At 63.8% G+C, this 19,968-nt stretch carries 18 protein-coding genes; 7 read left to right on the top strand and 11 right to left on the bottom strand.

Annotated elements, in window-relative coordinates:
- Positions 1–70 precede the first annotated feature (70 nt).
- From GEV37_RS04595 to GEV37_RS04585, 3 genes are all read right to left on the bottom strand, one after another.
- Entirely contained in the window at positions 71–724 is a 654-nt protein-coding gene (locus GEV37_RS04595; RefSeq protein ID WP_227389059.1) for a hypothetical protein, read from the bottom strand.
- Positions 725–1,084: 360 nt separating this feature from the next.
- On the bottom strand, positions 1,085–1,396 hold the full coding sequence (locus tag GEV37_RS04590; protein WP_227389058.1) for a hypothetical protein: 312 nt from the start codon (positions 1,394–1,396) through the stop codon (positions 1,085–1,087).
- Positions 1,397–1,471: 75 nt separating this feature from the next.
- Positions 1,472–2,404 carry an alpha/beta hydrolase gene (locus GEV37_RS04585; RefSeq protein ID WP_386111199.1) on the bottom strand — a complete coding sequence of 311 codons (933 nt, stop codon included), beginning with the start codon at positions 2,402–2,404 and terminating at the stop codon, positions 1,472–1,474.
- Positions 2,405–2,494: 90 nt separating this feature from the next.
- On the opposite strand from GEV37_RS04585, the gene GEV37_RS04580 reads away from it, so the two are divergent.
- The 5 genes from GEV37_RS04580 to ntrC all read left to right on the top strand — a co-directional run bounded on the left by GEV37_RS04580 (position 2,495) and on the right by ntrC (position 8,733).
- Positions 2,495–3,520, top strand: a complete 1,026-nt coding sequence (locus tag GEV37_RS04580; protein WP_227389056.1) for an acyltransferase family protein — start codon at positions 2,495–2,497, stop codon at positions 3,518–3,520.
- A gap of 510 nt (positions 3,521–4,030) precedes the next feature.
- Positions 4,031–5,437 (top strand): glutamate--ammonia ligase, encoded by a 1,407-nt coding sequence (glnA, locus tag GEV37_RS04575; protein ID WP_227389054.1) that lies wholly within the window; start codon positions 4,031–4,033, stop codon positions 5,435–5,437.
- Between the two features lie 89 nt (positions 5,438–5,526).
- On the top strand, positions 5,527–6,039 hold the full coding sequence (locus GEV37_RS04570) for a DUF4124 domain-containing protein (RefSeq protein ID WP_227389052.1): 513 nt from the start codon (positions 5,527–5,529) through the stop codon (positions 6,037–6,039).
- Positions 6,040–6,247: 208 nt separating this feature from the next.
- Entirely contained in the window at positions 6,248–7,306 is a 1,059-nt protein-coding gene (glnL, locus tag GEV37_RS04565) for a nitrogen regulation protein NR(II) (protein ID WP_227389050.1), read from the top strand.
- Positions 7,303–8,733: a nitrogen regulation protein NR(I) gene (gene ntrC, locus GEV37_RS04560; RefSeq protein ID WP_227389048.1), complete on the top strand. Its 1,431-nt coding sequence runs from the start codon at positions 7,303–7,305 to the stop codon at positions 8,731–8,733. Before glnL ends, ntrC begins: the two co-directional genes overlap by 4 nt.
- Here the strand turns inward: ntrC and GEV37_RS04555 are convergent.
- From GEV37_RS04555 to GEV37_RS04535, 5 genes are all read right to left on the bottom strand, one after another.
- Positions 8,730–9,260, bottom strand: coding sequence for a YqiA/YcfP family alpha/beta fold hydrolase (locus tag GEV37_RS04555; protein WP_386111276.1), 531 nt, complete (start codon positions 9,258–9,260; stop codon positions 8,730–8,732). The two genes, ntrC and GEV37_RS04555, sit on opposite strands and share 4 nt — an antisense overlap.
- Before the next feature lie 2 nt (positions 9,261–9,262).
- Entirely contained in the window at positions 9,263–9,397 is a 135-nt protein-coding gene (locus GEV37_RS04550; protein ID WP_227389037.1) for an entericidin A/B family lipoprotein, read from the bottom strand.
- Positions 9,398–10,424: 1,027 nt separating this feature from the next.
- Positions 10,425–11,873: a sodium/glutamate symporter gene (locus GEV37_RS04545; protein ID WP_227389035.1), complete on the bottom strand. Its 1,449-nt coding sequence runs from the start codon at positions 11,871–11,873 to the stop codon at positions 10,425–10,427.
- 104 nt (positions 11,874–11,977) lie between these two features.
- Positions 11,978–12,532 (bottom strand): phosphatase PAP2 family protein, encoded by a 555-nt coding sequence (locus GEV37_RS04540; protein ID WP_227389034.1) that lies wholly within the window; start codon positions 12,530–12,532, stop codon positions 11,978–11,980.
- Complete coding sequence (locus tag GEV37_RS04535; RefSeq protein WP_227389033.1) at positions 12,495–13,658, bottom strand: glycosyltransferase family 4 protein; 1,164 nt, start codon at positions 13,656–13,658, stop codon at positions 12,495–12,497. The genes GEV37_RS04540 and GEV37_RS04535 overlap by 38 nt, the downstream gene beginning before the upstream one ends.
- Positions 13,659–14,016: 358 nt before the next feature.
- On the opposite strand from GEV37_RS04535, the gene GEV37_RS04530 reads away from it, so the two are divergent.
- A complete protein-coding gene (locus GEV37_RS04530) occupies positions 14,017–15,021 on the top strand; it encodes a porin (RefSeq protein WP_227389211.1) in 1,005 nt (334 codons plus the stop codon).
- 112 nt (positions 15,022–15,133) lie between these two features.
- Here GEV37_RS04530 and GEV37_RS04525 read toward each other — a convergent pair whose 3' ends face one another.
- Positions 15,134–16,213, bottom strand: coding sequence for an aldo/keto reductase (locus tag GEV37_RS04525; RefSeq protein ID WP_227389032.1), 1,080 nt, complete (start codon positions 16,211–16,213; stop codon positions 15,134–15,136).
- A gap of 203 nt (positions 16,214–16,416) precedes the next feature.
- Here GEV37_RS04525 and GEV37_RS04520 point away from each other — a divergent pair, with 203 nt between their 5' ends.
- Complete coding sequence (locus GEV37_RS04520; protein WP_227389031.1) at positions 16,417–18,048, top strand: bifunctional metallophosphatase/5'-nucleotidase; 1,632 nt, start codon at positions 16,417–16,419, stop codon at positions 18,046–18,048.
- Here the strand turns inward: GEV37_RS04520 and GEV37_RS04515 are convergent.
- Together GEV37_RS04515 and ugpE are read right to left on the bottom strand one after the other, a co-directional pair.
- Complete coding sequence (locus tag GEV37_RS04515; RefSeq protein WP_227389030.1) at positions 18,045–19,100, bottom strand: sn-glycerol-3-phosphate import ATP-binding protein UgpC; 1,056 nt, start codon at positions 19,098–19,100, stop codon at positions 18,045–18,047. The genes GEV37_RS04520 and GEV37_RS04515 overlap by 4 nt on opposite strands.
- A gap of 1 nt (position 19,101) precedes the next feature.
- Positions 19,102–19,950, bottom strand: a complete 849-nt coding sequence (ugpE, locus tag GEV37_RS04510) for a sn-glycerol-3-phosphate ABC transporter permease UgpE (RefSeq protein ID WP_227389029.1) — start codon at positions 19,948–19,950, stop codon at positions 19,102–19,104.
- Positions 19,951–19,968 lie beyond the last annotated feature (18 nt).

Genomic DNA, 19,968 nt, shown 5'->3' with positions numbered 1-19,968 from the left:
CGGAAGTGCGTATTGGCGGCATCACTGGCGTAGCTGCGCTGGTGAGGCCGCCATTGTAGAGGGAGCGGGCTCAGTAGCGCCAGGTGGCGCCGAGCTGGTTGGGCGCCACGGTCAGCGCGTACTCGCCTTCCAGCGTCACCGGCCCCAAGGACACCCGCGCTGGCTGGAAACGGTTGATGGCGGAGGAGGCCTGGTTCGGCTGGGTCCAGATCTGCAGCTCGTTGACCAGCATGCCCGAGGCGAAGTTGATCGCCGCGTCGTCGCCCCGCCCGTCTGCCGCGATCACCCCGGCCGCCAGGCCGTTGACCACCAATGAGCCGACCCGCGCCCCAAACCCCCGGCGCTCGCGCTCGGCCTGGGCGAGTTCCAGCCCCAACGCCTGCACGCCGCTCAGCTCTCCATTGGCTTTCAAGCGCTCGTAACGTTCCAGCGCCGCCGGGTGGGGCTGGCGATCAGTGAACATGCCGCCCAAGGCCAGGGCGGATTTCACCGCCCCGACCCGCGCGTCATAGCGGTCGTCCCGGTCGCTCGCTTCGCTGGCCTGGTAGGCATTCACGGCCAGGCTCGTGGCGTAGATGCCCGTCCACCCCCACTGCCACAGGTTCGCCTGGGTCGCGCCGTTTTCAAACACGTCATCATAAGCCGCCCAGTCGCTTGAAGACTGCGCAAACGCGGGAAGGGTGAACGCGCACGCAAACGCGCAGAGCCAGAGACGTAGCCGCATGATCGAAAACCTGTAGGGAGAAAAAAGTAACGCTAAGCGTAGCACGCTCGTGAAAACCCGCCCGACGCAATTGTTGCTGTTCGATGCTTGTACATTCGCTGCTCTACAGAACTCAGAAGGGTATGGGTAGCCGATCTTTAATCTAATGTTGCTTAAATATGACGTTGTGAGTGGGGCACCGCTGTGCGGTGCTTCGCGGGTGCGCTGTCGCTTACGCCGCGCTACTCCCTATGGCGGGGCATCGTGATAAATGAAGAGCCGGTCTAGAGGGGGAGTCAGCGTTTCGTAGGAGATGGGGAGCCTCGAACTCCCCATTCGCGGGCTTGGAAGCTGACGGGGCAGCGGCGCGTCGTGAGGCGTTCAGCGAGCTTTCTCGTCCTCGTCCCAATGCTCCATGGCGCGCTTGTCGTCGGGCAGGCGGACGATGTCGTCGATGTGGAGCTTGTCTTGGCTCTTGTAGCGGTGGCCGTGCTCGTCGAGGATGGCGGCGACGGTGCCGATGCTCACCCCTTCGTCCTCGCGGTAGGTCTGTACCTTCACGCGGACGATGCGGTGCTGGAAGCGGGCGGAGAGGATGGCGCCGGGATAGGGTTCGGTATGGTTGGGGTCGTTCTTGAAGTACTCGGATACGCTGGCGCGGCCTGGATCGTCCCATTCGATGTGTTGATGCATCCTCAATATCCTTTTGTCGAGAGAGGGGTGTTCTTAGTGTAGGTTGTAGCTTCGCCATTCGGCCAATTTAGCCGCTCACGGTGCTGCCAACGCCTGCGCGTCACCGTCGACGTGCTGGAACAGGAAGGTGAGCGCCGCCGGCAGGCTCGCCCGCCATACGCGCCAGGTGTGCCCGCCGGGGTAAAGATCGAGCCGTACCTGGCCGGGCTGGATGCGCTCCAGCGCCTGGCGCAGCAGGCGGGCGTGGTATTCGGCATCGTACACGTCGCGGCGCCCGGCGCTGATGTAGGCGGGCACCGGCGGCGTGTCGCCGGGCCGGTCGTCGGCCCGCGGGGTCACGGCCAGGCGGTACGCTTCCAGGTAGGCCGGGTAGTTGACCCGCTCCCACAGCGCGCGGTCGAACTGGCCCTCGGCGTCGAGAAACGCCGGGTGGCGGTGGGCGGAGGAGTTGGACGGCGGCACGGGTACGTAGCTTGCCGGGCTCAGCGCAGCCACGGCGGCGAACAGCTCCGGGCGCTCCAGGGCGAAGTTGAGCGCGCCGAAGCCGCCGGCGGAGAGCCCGCCCACGGCGCGCTGCTCGCGGGTGGTACCCACGGCGTAGGTGGTTTCGATATGCGGCATCAGGTCGTCGAAGAAGGCGCGGCGGGCGGGCTCGTTGTAGCCGTCCACCCACCAGCTGCGGCTGCCCGGCATGACGAACACCGCCGGTGGAATGTGTCCGGCCTTGATCAGCCGGTCGGCGGTCTGGGCCAGGCGACCACGGCTCGTCCAGTCGTGTTCGTTGCCGAAGGAGCCGTGGAGCAGGTACACCACCGGGTAGGTGGCGTCCACATGGTAGCCGTCGGGCAGGTAGAGCGTGTAGGGGTAGTCGTGGCCGAGCGTCGGCGAGTGGAACCTGTGGTGACTGACCTCGCCGGCGACGGCCTGAAAGGACAGCAGTGCGCCGATCAGGAGGCTCAGGGCGCGGGCCCTGGTGAACAGGCGGGTCGTGTTGGACGAGAAGCGCACGCGGCCTCCAGGCGTTGGGACGATGGTTAACGGTACGAGATACAGGCTGCGACAGTCAGCATAGCAGCCCGCTCTCGGGCAGGAGGCCCGATGCAGAAGGTAGAGGAGATTTATTGGCTGCGCGCCTATGGCTGTGTGGCGGTGTTCCTGTTCCATTGGCTGGACCATCTCAACCAGCGCCTTGACAACCTGGCTACCGACCTTGCGCGTATCCCCCTGGTGCTGGGGACGCCGGTCTTTCTGTTCATCTCGGTCTTCGTGTTCGCCCTGCGCTACGGCCGCCAGGTACCGCCGGGTTTTCTGGGGCAGCGGGTGAAGTACGTGATGCTGCCCTACCTGGTCTACGGTTTCATCTATTCCACCGCCCAGTGGGTGCACCTGGAGACGAGCGGCGAGCCGGTGAGCTTTTGGGCCAACGCGCGGGAGTACTTCCTTTACGCGGGCTGGCACGGCTATTTCCTGATCATCGCCATGCAGTTCTACGTGGCCTACTGGCTCTTCACCCGCTGGCGGCTCTGGCGCTTCGATCCGGTGCCGTGGCTTTGGGTGAGCTGTGTGGTCAGCATGAGCTACTGGGGGCTCGCCTACTGGCTGGAGGTGACGCCTCCCGGCTATCTGCTCTGGGTGGCGCCGCTGGGTTGGGTCTATCTGTTCTTTCTCGCGCTGGTGCTGGTGCGCGACTACCCGGTCTCGCCCGAAAGGCCCTGGTCACTCTCGCCGGGGTGGATGAAGACGCTCTCCTCGCCGCTCTGGCTGGCGGTGTTCGTGGGGCTGGTCGTGCTGGCCACCTTTGCGGGATGGCTCGCCTTCTCGTCCAAGGAGGTATGGGTCATTCCGTTTTTCGTGCTGGCGACGCTGTGTGCGCTGCGCTACCTGAAAGGGCGCCGGGCGCCGGCGTGGGTGCGCACCATCAACCGGTACTCCTTCGGTATTTACCTGGCGCATCCGATGTTCTTCGCCATCGTCGATGCCCTGGTTGGTGTCGACACGCTGCCGCTGGTGCTCTATGCCGCGCTGCTGGTGGCGGTGGGGGCAACGGGTTCGGTGCTGCTGAACAAGGTCGCCAACATCTCCACGCTCGGGGCCATGCTGTTCGGCAAGCGCCTCAAGATCTGAACACCGCCGCTTGATCGCGAAGCGAGAAACTGATCATTACGGTGCGTCCAGGCGAATAAAAGTCCACTTGGTGCACCGCTTTGGTTCGCGAATGCGTTTTTTGCACTACATTGGTGCTTGGCGAAAGGGTTTCAGGCCACCGAGGCCCGTCTGCGCGCCGTGCATTTTATTCGGGCGCGTATTGTCGACGATAAATTGATTTTCAAAACAAGGTGTTGTGACCGGGTCATGCCATATTGGTGCAAAGTTGGCACGCTACATGCTTAATATATGGTAGCGGCCGGTGCCGTAGGCAAACGCCTGGTGGCGTGCTACAACGACAGCCGGTTCGAACTCATCGCGTGACCCGGGGCGGGCCTTTGGCAACCTCCCGCGCCGCCTGAGAGAACAGCCCGGAGAGAACAACAAAGGCGCTCGCTGCGCATCGACGGTCTTGTTCAACAATTACGTTTAATCGATCGCTTACAGTACACGCTTTAAGCCACGCTCATACCGGAGACGGAGAACAGTATGTCAGCCAAGACGCTCGCGCTAATCGAAGAACATGAAGTCAAGTGGGTAGACCTGCGTTTCACCGACACGCGCGGTAAAGAGCAGCACGTCACCGTACCGGCACGGGATGTGAACGAAGAGTTCTTCGAGAACGGCCAGATGTTCGATGGTTCCTCCATCGAAGGCTGGAAGGGCATCAACGAATCCGACATGATCCTGCGTCCGGAAGATGGCACCGCCTTCCTCGACCCCTTCACCGAAGACGCCACCCTCATCCTGCGCTGCGACATCATCGAGCCGGCCACCATGCAAGGCTATGATCGCGACCCGCGCTCCATCGCCAAGCGCGCCGAAGCCTACCTCGAGTCCACCGGCCTTGGCGACACCGCCTTCTTCGGCCCGGAACCCGAGTTCTTCATCTTCGACGAGGTGCACTGGAAGACCGATATCCAAGGCTCCATGTTCAAGATCAGCTCCGAAGAGGGCGCCTGGGCGACCGACTCTACCCCGGAAGGTGGCAACCTTGGTCACCGTCCGCGCGTCAAGGGCGGCTACTTCCCGGTACCGCCGGTCGACAGCTTCCACGACATTCGCGGCGCGATGTGCAATACCCTCGAGGCGATCGGCCAGACCGTCGAGGTGCATCACCACGAAGTGGCGAACGCCGGCCAGAACGAGATCGGCGTCAAGTTCAACACCCTGGTGAAGAAGGCCGACGAAGTCCAGGAAATGAAGTACGTGATCCACAATGTGGCCCACGCCTACGGCAAGACCGCGACCTTCATGCCCAAGCCCCTGGTCGGCGACAACGGTTCCGGCATGCACGTGCACCAGTCGTTCTGGAAGGATGGCGAGAACCAGTTCGCCGGCGACGAGTACGCGGGCCTGTCCGAAATGGCGCTCTACTACATCGGCGGCGTGATCAAGCACGCGCGCGCCCTGAACGCCTTCACCAACGCCTCCACCAACTCCTACAAGCGTCTGGTGCCGGGCTTCGAAGCGCCGGTCATGCTCGCCTACAGCGCGCGTAACCGCTCCGCCTCGATCCGTATTCCCTACACCGCGAGCCCGAAAGGCAAGCGCGTGGAAACCCGCTTCCCCGACCCGACCGCCAACCCGTATCTGGCGTTCGCGGCGATGCTGATGGCCGGTATCGACGGTATCAAGAACAAGATCCATCCTGGCGATGCCATGGACAAGAACCTGTACGACCTGCCGCCGGAAGAGGGCAAGTCCGTACCCACCGTGGCCTCCAGTCTCGATCAGGCGCTGGAAGCGCTCGACGCCGACCGCGCGTTCCTGACCGAAGGTGGCGTGTTCACCGACGACATGATCGACGCCTACATCGAACTCAAGATGGAAGAAGTCACGCGCATGCGCATGGCCACCCATCCCATCGAGTTCGACATGTACTATAGCTGCTAAGTACAGCTGCTAATATCACCTGCGAGGTGAATTGGCTCTAAACCCCGCCTCGGCGGGGTTTTTTATTGGCTGTCCGCCAGGAGGATGAAGTGAATCGACGCGTGAAGGAGATCTCGAAATGGGCCTGGCTGGGGCTGGCCGTGGCGCTGGCAGCGATGGCCGTCGAGGCCCAGACGGTGTACCGGTTGACCGATGCCCAAGGCAACGTGACCTATACCGACGACCCGGAGCGCGGCGGCGAGGCGGTGACGCTCGCACCGCTGCCCAGCGTCTCGCCGTCGGCCACCGCCGCATCCCGTGCACGCCCCGGCCAGCCCTTCATGCCTTACGATCGCTTCGTGATCGAAAGTCCCGCCGCCGGGGCGCTGATCGCCGGTGCCTCCACGCCGGTCGAGGTGCGCATCGAACCGCCGCTGCGTGACGATCACCGCGTCCAGCTGCGAGTCAATGGCGAGCTCAGTCAATCCGCCCTGCACAGCAGCGCGTTCTGGCTGGCCGGGCTTCCCGGTGGCCGCCATCACCTGCAGGCGGAACTGGTCGACGGTCAGGGACGGGTGCAGCACCGCACCGAAGCAGTGAGCATCGAAGTCGTTGCTCGCTAACTTGCACTTTTTTGGTGCATCATGAGGCGTCGGCATTGGCTGTTGTGCTTCATCGCGCAGCTCGCTGGCGGCCGTGCATGCCTTAAAGCCGTGCAGGGCGGGCCCGGCGAACAGTTGGCGCGCTTCTTGCAATTTCTCCTCCAGCGACGAAGCGCCACGCCAATGGTGATGGCCCTTCAGGACACGCCATGTCTTTTCAGGACACGCCATGTATCAGCGTTTAATCGAACACCTCACCACGGCGGTTCTGCTGCTCGATGGGGAGCTGCAGGTCTGCTGGATGAACCCGGCCGCCGAAGCGCTGCTGGCGGTGAGCATCAGCCGCGTGCAGGGCTCGAGCCTGGATACGCTCCTGGGCTGCAGCGAAAGCATCGATACGGTGCTGGCCAAGGCGCGCGACGCCTTCCACCCCTACACCCAGCGCGAGGCGCGCATCACGTCGCTCAGCGGCGAACCGTTGACCGTGGACTATACGGTCACGCCGCTGTCGCCCGATGAGCTGCTGCTGGAGGTGGAGCCACGCGACCGGTTGATGCAGATCTCCCGGGAAGAGGCGCTGACCACCCGTCAGGAGACGATCAAGGTGCTGGCTCGGGGCCTGGCCCACGAGGTGAAGAACCCGCTCGGCGGCATTCGCGGTGCCGCTCAGCTCCTCGAGCGCGACCTGGTCGACCCGGCGCTGCAGGAGTACACCCATATCATCGTCGAGGAGGTCGACCGCCTGAAGGACCTGGTGGACTCCATGCTTGGCCCCAACCGCATCGTCAAGCACGCGCCGGTCAATATCCATAAGGTGCTGGAGCGGGTACGTGCGCTATTGCTGGCCGAGCATCCCCATATCACCATCAACCGCGACTACGACCCCAGCCTGCCGGATCTCTCCGGCGACGAAGCCCAGATGATCCAGGCGGTATTGAACGTGGCGCGCAACGCCGTGCAGGCAATGACCGAAGCCGCGACCGAGGTGCCGGAGCTGGTGCTGCGCACCCGCGCCCGGCGCCAGTTCACCCTCGGCGCCGAGCGTCACCGCCTGGTCAGCGAAGTGGGACTGATCGACAACGGCCCCGGCATCCCCGAAGCGCTGCGCGAGACGCTGTTCTACCCCATGGTCTCCGGGCGGGCCGAGGGCAGCGGCCTGGGGCTCTCCATCGCCCAATCGATTCTGCACCAGCACCACGGGCTGATCGAGTGCGACTCGCGCCCGGGGCATACCGAGTTCCGTTTACTGATTCCGCTAGTCATCCCTCTTGCCGGAGAAGCGACATGACCGAGACGACACGAACCGATGTTTCACGGGTGGTCATCGTCGACGATGATCGCGCCATTCGCTGGGTGCTGGAGCGCGCCCTGGCCCAGCCGGATCTCGAGGTCGAGTGCATCGAGCGTGCCGACACGGCCCTCGAGCGTCTGCTGAGCGACCCACCGCAGGTGCTGGTGACCGATATCCGCATGCCGGGTATCGACGGGCTCGACCTGATGTCGCGAGTGCGCGAGGCGCATCCGGATCTGCCGGTCATCGTGATGACCGCCCATTCGGATCTCGACAGCGCCGTGGCCTCCTATCAGGGCGGTGCCTTCGAGTACCTGCCCAAGCCCTTCGATGTCGACGAGGCGCTGGCACTGGTGCGCCGTGCGGTGGCCCATGCCCGCGAACGCCAGCGACCGGTCAGCGTGCCGGAAGGGCTCAACGCCGAGATCATCGGCGAGGCGCCGGCCATGCAAGAGGTGTTTCGCGCCATCGGCCGGCTGTCGCACTCGCACATCACGGTGCTGATCAACGGCGAATCCGGGACCGGCAAGGAGCGCGTCGCCCAGGCGCTTCACCAGCACAGCCCACGGGCGGGCAAGCCGTTCATCGCGCTCAACATGGCGGCGATTCCCCGCGATCTGATCGAGTCCGAACTGTTCGGCCACGAGAAGGGCGCCTTCACCGGGGCCGGTGCTCAGCGCCAGGGGCGCTTCGAGCAGGCCAACGGCGGCACGCTGTTTCTCGACGAGATCGGCGACATGCCGGCGGAGACCCAGACACGGCTGCTGCGCGTGCTGGCCGACGGCGAGTTCTACCGGGTGGGCGGGCACACTTCGGTGAAGGTGGACGTGCGCATCATCGCCGCGACCCACCAGAACCTGGAGTCGCTGGTCGCGGAGGGGCGCTTTCGCGAGGACCTCTTCCACCGCCTGAACGTCATTCGCGTGCACCTGCCTCGGCTTGCCGAGCGCCGCGAGGACATTCCACGGCTGACGCGGCACTTTCTCGCCGAGGCGGCCAAGGAGCTCGCCACCGACGTCAAGGTGCTCACCCAGGCCGCCGAGACGCATCTCACCAAGCTGCCCTGGCCCGGCAACGTGCGCCAGCTCGAGAACATCTGCCGCTGGCTGACGGTGATGGCGTCGGGGCGTGAAATCCTGATCGAGGACCTGCCGCCGGAACTGCGCACCCTCGGCGCTTCGCCGGAAGGCACTCATGGCGACTGGCGCACCGCCTTTCGCGGCTGGGCGGACCACGCCCTGGCCGAAGGCCATACGCATCTACTGGAAGAGGCCGTGCCGGATTTCGAGCGCATCCTGATCGAGACCGCGCTCAAGCATACTGGAGGGCGCAAGGGAGAGGCTGCCGAACTGCTGGGGTGGGGGCGCAATACGCTCACCCGCAAGCTCAAGACGCTGCTGCCGGCGCTGGCGGACGAGGCCTAGGTTCGGCGAAGATGACCGCCCTGGCAGCGATCCAGAAACGCCTCGAAGTCGCGCAGGATCACCTCGAGGCTGGCATGCAGGCGATGGTCATCGTCCACCAGGCGCAGCGATAGCCGCTGGCGCCTGGCGTGTTCGATGACCGGACCGCAGGGCACCACGTCATCGCCCCAACCGTGAACGATATGGGTGTGCCGCGCTTGAAGGGTAACGGTAGTTTCCGGATAGTCCGGCATGCCCAGGGCCGGCGCCAGCAGAAAGCAGCCCAGTACCGGGTGACGCTGGCTCACCGCTGCGCTCAGGAAACCGCCCAAGCTCGATCCCGCCATGATACAGCGGGCGGGATCGTCTCCACGTGTTTCGAGCGTTGCAAGCAGATGACCGAGGCGCGCGGCAACATGTGGCTGGTCGCGATAGTCCATCAGCACCGCCTCGCAGTCGTCGCGAGTCTCCACTACCCCCTTGAGTGCCTGCACCTTGAGCGCGTCCGGCCCGCTCTCGAGCCCATGTGAAAGGTATACCTGGGTCAGCATCAGTCCTCTGCCGCATCCTGAACGACCTTGCCGCCCTGTTCGATATCGCGGCCCATTCCCTGGAATGTATTGCAGCCGGTGGCCAGGAAAAGAGTCATCAGAAGCGCAAGACCCAAAGCGATGGAGCGTTTCATGGGTGGGTACCTGTAGTGAGCGTTGATCACGGGCAAGGCGCGAGTGGCCTTGCCCTTACTTTAGCCAGCAATGTGCGCTTTGGTAAATAAAATCTGACGACGGTCACGCAGGTGCCAGCGCCGGCATGACCTGCACACGAGCAGGAGTTCAGAGCAACGGGCTTTCCCGAAAGGTCGAAGGAGGTTGAAGCCTTTCCATCAGGCTTTGCCAAGCATTGAGCCAAGATGGCATGACGTTAAAGAGCTAATGTCGCATGTGTCATTTTTGCACACCCATTTCGTATCTTGAGGGTAAGAAATGCCCGAATTCGAAATTTTCTCAACTTTATTATGTGTTTGATATTTGTACATTTTTTAATATATTAGCGTTTTTGGTTCGTATCGTGCAGTTGTTTAACCAAGAGCCACCGCATCGCGTTATTAACCTAACCGTCGGTTCGAGCAGGCTAGCGGTAGACCAGGACGGCTGGAAGCCAAAGGGGAATGGATTTCAAAGGACATTAGCCTGCTCACTCTCAACGGCGCAAGGTGGCGCCGACATCACGGCTAGGGAGTGGCGGCGATGCAGACAAGTCATCTCGGGAAACCGGGGTGGCTTTTTTGCGTTTTTATTGACGTTTCAAGTGATTGATATTTATACAAAGTTTGTATATTCAGAGCGCGGAAAGAATAGCTGTGCAGAACTTTATACAGATGGCACCTGGGTTTTAGTCTATCCTCTGGGATACACCACATTCAGCGGCTATAAAACGTCAACGAGAAGCCGCCCACTCAGGGACTAACGTCATGGCAATGGTATTAATGTTCGTCATGTTTATCTTGTTTTTAGGTTTTTCAGGTGTGGGCGTCTACATGATGTTCAAGACATCCTTCACGACGCCGGAAGACCTCGACGATATCCCGCCCGATTTAAAGTAACGTCTCGATCATGCGTTCTGCGGGGAGCGAGCGCAACCCCCGAAGCCTTTTCTCATCAACGATTTTCCAAACGCCCGCCATTGCGGGCGTTTATCGTTTCGGGAAGGCGTCATTGACTACCCTGCCAGCGTCCCTTGCCCCGCTTTGGCACCATGCGCCCGAAGTAAAGAAGTCCGAAAGCGAGCCAACCAAACGTCAACAGCGCCGTGAAGATCAAAACGGCCAGCGCGCCGAACTCGGCAATCAAGGGCAGCGCCGCCGCGGTGAACAGGCCCCCGCCGACCACCGGCTCGAACATCAACTGCTTGTAGCCGAAGCTCTCCAGCGCCCCGGATTCGTTCTTGGGGTCGGCCATGCGCATCAGCAGAAGCCCGGTGACCGTCACCCCCATGGATTGGCCAAAGTCGCCGATGCCGCGCTCGAACCAGTTGTGTGGAATCACGCGCGGAGCGATGACGATCAGCACGAACAGCCCCCAGGCGATGCCTGCTACGGAGAGCAGCAAAAAGGGCAGGAAGTAGTCGCTCAGCGTGGTCAGCGACAGCGTCGCCAGTGCCGCGACGATGGTGAAATCCAGCGCCGTTCCCGCGATGCGTGACATGGTGCGCGTCGAGACGTGGCGCTCGAGGCCGAAGCGCATGATGACCAGTTGCACGATCACCCCGCCGATCATGGCGATGGGAAACAGCGGCACGTGGGCAAGAATCTCGAGCCCGCCGTCGCTTGCCCAGGTGGCCTGCTCGATCCACTGCAGCCCGGAAAGAAGCAGCCAGCCGATGACGATGGCGATGCCCACCAGACCGATGTGCAGACTCAAGGGGTCGGTGGTGCCAGCCTCCTGGGTCAGGTCCTTCTTGAACTCGCTGAACTCCTCCGTCGAGGGGCGCTCGTCGTCGCGCAGGGTGTCGTCCGGCGCCTCCTCTTCCTTGCCGGGCGTGATGACGCCACGCCGGGCGGCGAGGTTGATCATGATCGTGCCGATCAGCACGCCGGAGACGATGCCCACTGTGGCCAGACCCAGCGCCAGGTCGGCGCCTTCGGCAAAGCCCAGGTCGGCGAAGGTATCCGCCATGCCCGCAGCGGTGCCGTGGCCGCCCTCGAAGCCGATCTCGATCAGCGCTCCCGCCATCGGGTTCATGCCGAACACCGGCGCCAGTACCAGCAGCGCAAGCGTCAGCCCCACCACGTACTGCCCCCAGGCCATGGTCTGGCCGACCACCACTTGGGGGCCTGCGCGCAGCCAGATAGTCCTGATACCGGGAATGGCCTTGCCGATGAACAGTGCCGCGAACACCACGTTGATCAGAAGTCCCGGCAGTGCCGACCAGCTCTCCTGCACATAGGCCGGAAAGAGCCCGGGGCTCTCCTCGAACAGGGTGGGGGTGAAGCGCCCGATCACCTCGGGGCCCAGCAGCAGGAGCAAAAGCCCGGCGATGACGGAGCTGGGCAGGAACAGTCGACGCAGCCAGGGCAGAAGTAGGCGAATCGCGTTGCTGAGCAGAAGCGCCAGCGCGATCAGCACCAGCGCAACGAAAAGTTCACCCACGGTCATGGTCATGTCATCACTCCCTGATGAGCATCGGTTACAAAAGGGTATCAAAAGGCCTGACAGGCCTCAGGAGTGAATTAACCGTAGCGGTTTTTGTTTGAAAGCGCTATGGATCAGCCGCCCAACAGCGACGCCATCACGTAAAGGCTCAGAAGCGCGAAGCCATAGCCCATCGCCGCGCCGGCCAGCACGTCGCTTGCGTAGTGCAGGCCAAGCCCCACCCGCGAGATGGCGATCAGCGCGCTCAGCGGTAGGATCACCACCAGTAGCCAGGGCGTATGCGCCGCCACCAGTACGCTGAACATCACCGCGTGCATGGTGTGGCCGCTGGGAAAGCTGTAGCGATCGCGGGCCGGCTCGCCGCAGTGCACGCCGCCTAGATAAGTGATGAACGGGCGCTCGCGGCAAAGGCGCGTCTTGACCAGCCGGTAGGCCGCCAGCGCCACCAGCGCGATGGCGCCGTACTGGAGCACCCGCCGCTCGCCACCGGGGCCGAGCCAGGGCTGGGCGACGATCAAGAGCACCCATACCGGCCAGTCGCCCAGGCGGCTGGCGACCTGCAAGGTGATGCGCCAGGCGGGAAACAGCGACAGACGGGTGACGCGCTGGCAAAAGCGCCACTCCCAGGTATCAAGGCGATCGAATACGACAAGCGGGCGAGAGCGCATGATGAGCCTCCAAGGCGTTGTTCAGGTGGCGCTTGAACTGCTCGGCGATACCGATCCAGCTGCGTTCGAGCACGGTCAGCCGCGCCAGGCGTCCAAGACGGGCGTAGTCGGCGGGGTGCTGGCATAGCTCGGAAGCGGCCTGCTGGAAGCCGGTGGCGTCGCCGGGGTCGAGGTTGATGCCGTTGTCACCGCTCTTGATCAGCTCGGCGCTTGCGGCGTGACGAAACGCGACCACTGCCAGGCCGCTGGCCATGGCTTCGGTGATGACATTGCCCCAGGTCTCGGAGAGCGAGGGAAACACGAACAGGTCGGCGCTGGCGTAGTGGCGGGCCAGGCTCGGCTGGTCCAGAAAACCGGTGAAGTGCGCCTCGGGCAGCGCCTTTTGCAGCTGCTCGCGCGCCGGGCCGTCGCCGACGATGACCTGGGCCATGTCCGGGCGCACGTCGCGCATCGCCTGGAAGGTCTCGATCAGTAGCGCCAGGTTCTTCTCCGCCGCCAGGCGGCCGGCGTACAGCGCGACCGGCTGGTGCTCGCCGACCTGCCAGCGGGCGCGGAGGGCGCCATCGCGGTGATGCGGCGAGAAGAGCTCGCCGTCGATCCCGCGCGAGAGCACATCGGCGTCACGAATGCCCTGGGCGCGCAGGGCGCTCGCTTGGGCGTGGGTGGGAACCAGGGTCAGGGCGCAGCCGTTGTGGAAGTGGCGCAGGTAGCATCGGGTGGCCCCGCCAAGCCAGGCTACACCGTAATCCTGGCAGTAGTGGTCGAAGTTGGTGTGCCAGCCGGCCACGCAGACGATGCCCATGCGCCTGGCCGTTTGCCGGGCAGCCAGGCCGAGCGGCCCCTGGGTCGCCAGGTACGCGACGTCCGGCGGGTGGCGCTGCCAGAAGCGGCGCAGACGCCCGGGGCTCGCCAGGCCCACCTGGACCTCGGCATAACCCGGTAGCGGCAGCCTGCGTACCTGAAGCTCCTCGCCGGAAAGCGTGGCGCGTTGGCGACCGCGCGAGGCGGGGTGCACGACATCGACCGTCACGCCCAGGCCGGCGAGTTCCTGCGCCAGACGATTGAGCGTGTGGGCGACGCCATTGACGTCCGGTGACCATGTTTCGCTCACTATGCAAAGTCGCATCGGCGCCATCCCATGCCCGAAATGTCGTTCAAGCGTGGCGCGTAACGATGACAGCGGCGGGACAGTCGGGTGAAGAACTCGTGACAGGAGGAAGGCCAAAGAAGAGGCCGACATCTTGTATAAACGATAAATATTTAATTTTTATTGCTTTTTAGTTAAATAAGGAGAGTTTCATATTTAAACAGTGTTAACACGAAACCTTAAGATAACTGACATGAAACTCGCCTAAGGTTCCCTGCGCTGAAGGATTAGCCACAGAACGGATGCATCGAACGAATGGCCGGCTCGGGACCGCGCCATGCTGACTTTCAAGAATATCGAGCGGCTGCGGCTGCTCTTGACGGCAACGGGAACATTCATGTTGAAGAAATCACTACTGGCACTGGCGGTAAGCGGTTCACTGGCGGCCTCCGGCGCGCAGGCGGCCAAGGTATACGACGAGGACGGCACTGCGGTGGATCTGTACGGGCGCATCGCCATCGGCTTCGAAGGCGGCGGGCGTGACGATGGCGTCGACAACAGCGAAGAGTTTCGCAACTTCGGCTCGCGGCTCGGCTTCAAGCTGAGCCAGCAGATCAGCAGCGATCTTCGCGCCTTCGCCCGCCTGGAGTGGCGCTTTCGCGGCGACGAACGCAGCAGCCCCGGCTTCGACGAGGTGCGCAACAGCTTCCTGGGAATCGAGAGCGCACAGTTCGGTACCTTCATGGCCGGCAACTACAACAGCTTCTACAACGACTACGTCATGCAGCCCTTCGACGTCTACGTGGAGCGCGGCTACGAATTCGCCGGGGGCGGCCTGCAGGCGCGCGGCGACTCGATCGGCTACCTGTCGCCGGAGCTCAACGGCTTCCAGGCGGTGATCACCGCCAAGCACTTCTCCGAGCGCGGGCTGACCGAGGCCGAGCAGACCGACGAAGGCAGCGTCGTCGCGACCCAGGGCGGCGTGGTCTATTCGACTGGCCCGGTGCGCCTTGCCCTGGGCTACGTGGAGGACAAGGTGCGCGGCGGCGGCAACGGCAAGGTGCGCTACGGCGCCACGGCGGCCTACGACATGAACGACGACTTCCAGATGCGCCTGGGTTACGAAACCCGTAGCGACAGCGACACCTACGGCGGCGGATTCGACAAGGTCGGCCTTGGTGCCACCTACGCCGTCGGCCCCCTGGCCCTCTACGGCGACTACTACCATATCGATCTGGACGGCCAGGACGGCAACCGCGACGCCTGGGCGCTGGGCACCCTGTACAAGGTCTCCAGCGCCTTCGATGTCTTCGCCGAGCTCAACGATGCCGACCTGGACGCGCTCGACAACGTCGGCCAGGACGACCTCTACTACGCCTTCGGCGCCCGCTACCACTTCTAACAACGACAGCGACAACGACAAGGGCGCCCATGGGGCGCCCTCCTTGCGAGTTTGATGTTATCGATCCTTGCCGGCGCGGCCCTCCCGCGCCGGCTTTTTGGCGCCGCTCTTTTCAGCGCTCGTCGCGTCGTTTCTCAATGGTCTTGCGGTACTGGTCGATGAAAGGCCGCTCGGCCTTGTCGATACGGTCCATGCCGGCGACCACGCGGTGCCAGTAGGGGTACTGGGGTGCCGGGCGGGTGGCGGCTTCGATGCGCTCGATCTCCTCCGGCGTCAGGGTCATCTCGGCGGCAGCCAGGTCGTCCGCGAGGTGCTCTTCGCTTCGCGCGCCGACAATCAAGGCCGTGACCCCCGGGCGATCCTTCAGCCAGGCCAGGCACGTGCGCGGAATCGAGGCACCGTGAGCCTCGCCGATCTCGGCGAGCAGCTCGATGATGTCGTAGGCGCGCTCCATGTCGTGAACGTAGGGCTCCGGCCAGCCGTTGCCCTGGCGCGTGCCCTTCGGCGCCTTCTGGCCGCGGCGTACCTTGCCGTTGAACAAGCCCTCGCCAAGCGGCCCCCACACCAGCGTGCCGACGTTCTGGTCGATCGCCAGCGGCATCAGCTCGTACTCCGCCTCGCGGGATTCCGGCGTGTAGTAGATCTGCTGGCTGATCGGCCCTGCCAGATTGTGGAGTTCGGCCCTGCCGAGGGTCTTCATCATCTGCCAGCCGGTGAAGTTGGACGTGCCGTGGTAGCGGATCTTGCCGCTTTGCACCAGGTGGTCCAGCGCGTAGAGCATCTCCTCGACTGGCGTCACGCCGTCCCAGTTGTGTATCTGGTAAAGATCGATATGGTCGGTGCCCAGGCGCTTGAGGCTCGCCTCGCAGGCGTTGATCAGGTGGTAGCGGGAAAAGCCACTGTGGTTGGGGTTGTCGCCCAGAGGGCTTCGGGCCTTGGAGGCGAGGATGATGTCGTGACGCTTGGCGCCGAGCGCCTTGCCGACGATCTCCTCGGCTTCCCCCATGGAGTAGAGGTCGGCGGTGTCGATCAGGTTCACGCCGGCATCCAGGGCCAGGTCGATCTGGCGGCGCGCGCCTTGTACGTCCACGCTCGCCGCCTTTTCGAAGCCACCGCTGCCCCCGAAAGGCACGGTACCCAGCACGATTTCCGAAACCAGCAGGCCGGAATTTCCCAACGGGCGATATTTCATTCTGCACATCCTTGTTGAACGAAAGTAGGGGGCTTGCGCCAGACTTTCAGCCTAGGAGATGCGTGGGTGTTGTCAAAAGTCATCACCCTCGATGACTTACTCTCTGCTTAAGAAACGTCATGAACAGTGTTAATACTGTCCCAAGCGAGCTCGCGAAAGCCGGTCGAGCGAATCAAGCGAACACACTATCCAAAGGAGCTGTCATGTCCGTTTCACGTCTTTCGTTACCTGTGGGAGTGGCGCTGCTGGCGTTGTGCCCTGCCGCCTTCGCCGAACCCTTTACGCTGACGATCTACCACACCAACGACCTGCACGGGCGCACCGACCAGTACCCTCAGCTCGTCACGGCGCTGGCGAAGGCGCGCGCCGAGTACGGCGAGGGGCTGCTGCTCGATGCCGGGGACATCTTCTCCGGTACGCTCTACTTCAACGAGTTCAAGGGGTTGGATGCCGTCGAATTCATGAACCGGATGGGCGTCGACGCCTTCGTGCCCGGCAACCACGAGTTCGACCTGAACGACCCGGAGAGCGGCCACCAGGCGCTGGCCGCGTTCTTCGAGGCCGCCGACTTTCCCATCGTCGGCGCGAACCTGGACTTCTCCGCTGCGCCGGAATTCAGCGAGCTGCTGGGTGAGTCGATCGGCACCGAGCCGCAGCCCGGCCACCTGTACGACGGCGTGATCCTCGAGCAGGGCGGCGAGCGCATCGGCGTGTTCGGCCTCAGCACCCAATCGAGCGAAACCGTCTCGAGCCCGGGCAACGTCACCATTGGCGACTACCGCGCGGCGGCCGAGGCGATGGTGGCGGCGTTCGACGCCCAAGGAGTCAACAAGATCGTCGCATTGACGCACCTGGGGTTCGACAGCGACCCGAGCGTGGGCAACGATTTGCTGCTGGCTCAGCACGTCGAGGGCATCGACGTCATCATCGGCGGGCACAGCCACACCCGGCTCGAGTCGCCCGTCACCGTGGCCGAGAACGACCAGGGCGAGGCGAAGGCGCCCACGGTGATCGGCCAGGCGAACGAGTACGGCAAGTATCTGGGCGTGATGCAGGTCACCTTCGATGACGACGGCGTGGTGACGGCCTCTCAAGGCGAGCTGCTGGCGGCGGAAGATTTCGAGCCGGACGTGGAGGCCGCCGCGATGCTCGAGCCTTATACCGCCCGCATCGAGGAGCTGCGCGACGCCGAGGTGGGCGTGGTACTGGACACGGCGCTTGCCAACCCGCGCCACGGCAACGGCGACGAACAGAGTGTGCGCGCCGACGAGACGGCGCTGGGCAACCTGATCAGTGACGGTCAGCTCGCCGCCGCCCGTCGGGTGAGCCCGCAGACCGTGATGGCGCTGCAAAACGGCGGCGGCATCCGCGAGCCAATCCCCGAAGGCCCGGTGACCGTGGGCGAACTGATCGCCGTGCAGCCCTTCGGCAACCGCCTGACGCTGATGGACGTGACCGGCGCGGAGCTTCTGCAGACCTTCGAGATTGCGCTGGCCAGCGCCCCGGAGGAGAGCGGCGCCTTCCTGCAGGTATCAAACGGCACCGAGGTGGTGTATGACAGCCGCGCGCCGGCGGGCGAGCGGGTAGTGAGCCTGAAGGTGACCGAGAACGGTGAGCTCGCGGAGATCGACCCGGCACGCACCTACGTGATCGCCACCAACAACTTCACCGCCGCCGGCGGCGACGAACACGCGGCGCTCGAAGCCGCGCACGATGATGACCGCAGCCATATCGTTGGCAATACCGACTGGGAGATGCTGCGCGACTACCTGGTGGAGCAGGGCGACGTCGCGCCCCGGGTAGAGGGGCGCATCGTCGACCGGGCGCGCGACTAGCCGCCGGTACGCTTGCCCGAGGCGCTGTCGAAGGGGTGCAGCGCCTCGCGGGCAACGTAAAGACGCAGCGTCTCGCCTTCACGAACGGGCGGCTGGCCGCTGACGCGGATCACCGTGGGCTGATCGCTTTCGGATAAGCGCACGTAGAGGTGGCTCTCGGCGCCGGCGGCCTCGAAAAGCGCCAGCGTCGACTCGACCACCAGGTGCGGGGTGCTTGGCGGTGTCAGGTGCATATCGTCCGGGCGGATACCGACCACGTCGGTGCCCGCGGGCAGGTCGTCGAGCAGTGACTCCGTGCTTCGCGTGGCCAGATACTCGACGGGCACCATGTTCATCGCCGGCGAGCCGATGAAGCTTGCCACGAACATGCTCGCCGGGCGGGCGTAGATCTCCATGGGCGTGCCCACCTGCTCGATCTGCCCGGCGTTCAACACCACCAGCCGGTCGCCCAGGGTCATGGCCTCGAGCTGGTCGTGGGTGACGTAGAGGCTGGTGGTCTTGAGCCGGCGCTGCAGCTGCTTGATCTCGACGCGCATCTGCACGCGCAGCTTGGCGTCCAGGTTCGACAGCGGCTCGTCGAACAGGAAAGCGGCGGGCTCGCGCACCAGCGCCCGGCCCATCGCCACGCGCTGGCGCTGGCCGCCGGAGAGCTGGCGCGGCTTGCGGGTAAGGAACTCCTCGATCTCGAGCATTCTGGCAGCGTGGCGTACCCGTTCCTCTATCTCGGGCTTCTTGAAGCCACGGTTCTTGAGCCCGTAGGCGAGGTTGTTGTAGACCGTCATGTGCGGGTAGAGCGCGTAGTTCTGGAACACCATGGCGATGTCGCGCTCGGCGGGTTCGAGGTCGTTGACCACCCGGTCGCCGATCTTGAGCGTGCCGTCGGAAATCGTCTCGAGCCCGGCCACCATGCGCAGGAGCGTGGACTTACCGCAGCCCGATGGGCCCACCAGCACCACGAACTCGCCATCCTTGATCGCAAGGTCCACGCCCTTCACCGCCTGGACGTCGCCGGCGTAGGTCTTCTTCAGCCCTTCCAAGGTAATACTGGCCATCTTATTTCTCCGTCTCGGTCAGGCCTTTCACGAACAGTTTCTGCATCAACAGCACCACCATCACCGGCGGCACCATGGCCAGCGTCACCGTGGCCATGATCAGGTTCCAGGCGGGCACCCGATCAGAAGAGGCCATCAGGCGCTTGATGCCGAGTACGATGGTGTAGAAATCCTCCTGGGTGGTGACCAGCAGCGGCCACAGGTACTGCACCCAGCCGTAGATGAACATGATCACGAACAATGCCGCGATATTGGTGATGGATACCGGCAGCAGGATGTCCTTGAAGAACTTCATGGGTCCTGCGCCATCGACGCGGCTCGCCTCCATCAGCTCCTCGGGAACGGTCATGAAGAACTGGCGAAACAGAAACGTCGCCGTGGCCGAGGCGATCAGGGGCAGGGTGAGGCCGGCGTAGGAGTTGAGCATTCCCAGGTTCGCCACCACAGCGTAGGTAGGAATGATGCGCACCTCCACCGGCAGCATCAGGGTGATGAAGATGATCCAGAACGCCAGCAGGCGAAAGCGAAAGCGGAAGTAGACGATCGCGAAGGCCGAGAGGATCGAGATGGTGATCTTCCCGAAGGCGATGGCCAGCGCCATGATGGTCGAGTTGGCCAGCATCAGCCACACCGGCGGCGCGCCCGCCACCTGCCAGCCCGAGCCGAGCATCTGCGAGTAGGTAGCCCAGAAATGGTCGCCGGGGGTGAGCGGGATCACCCCGCGCACGAAGGCGCCGGCCTCGTGAGTCGAGGCGATGAACGCGACATACACTGGAAACGCCACCACCAAGACACCGATGATGAGTACCAGATGGGTCAGCACATTGAGAAAGCGTCTGTTTTCAACCATGTCGATAGCCTTTGATGT

The organism is Vreelandella malpeensis (genome assembly GCF_020622355.1).
Taxonomy (GTDB): Bacteria; Pseudomonadota; Gammaproteobacteria; order Pseudomonadales; family Halomonadaceae; genus Vreelandella; species Vreelandella malpeensis.
Note: the sequence above shows the minus strand (reverse complement) of the source record. Positions and strands in the feature narration are given on the sequence as shown.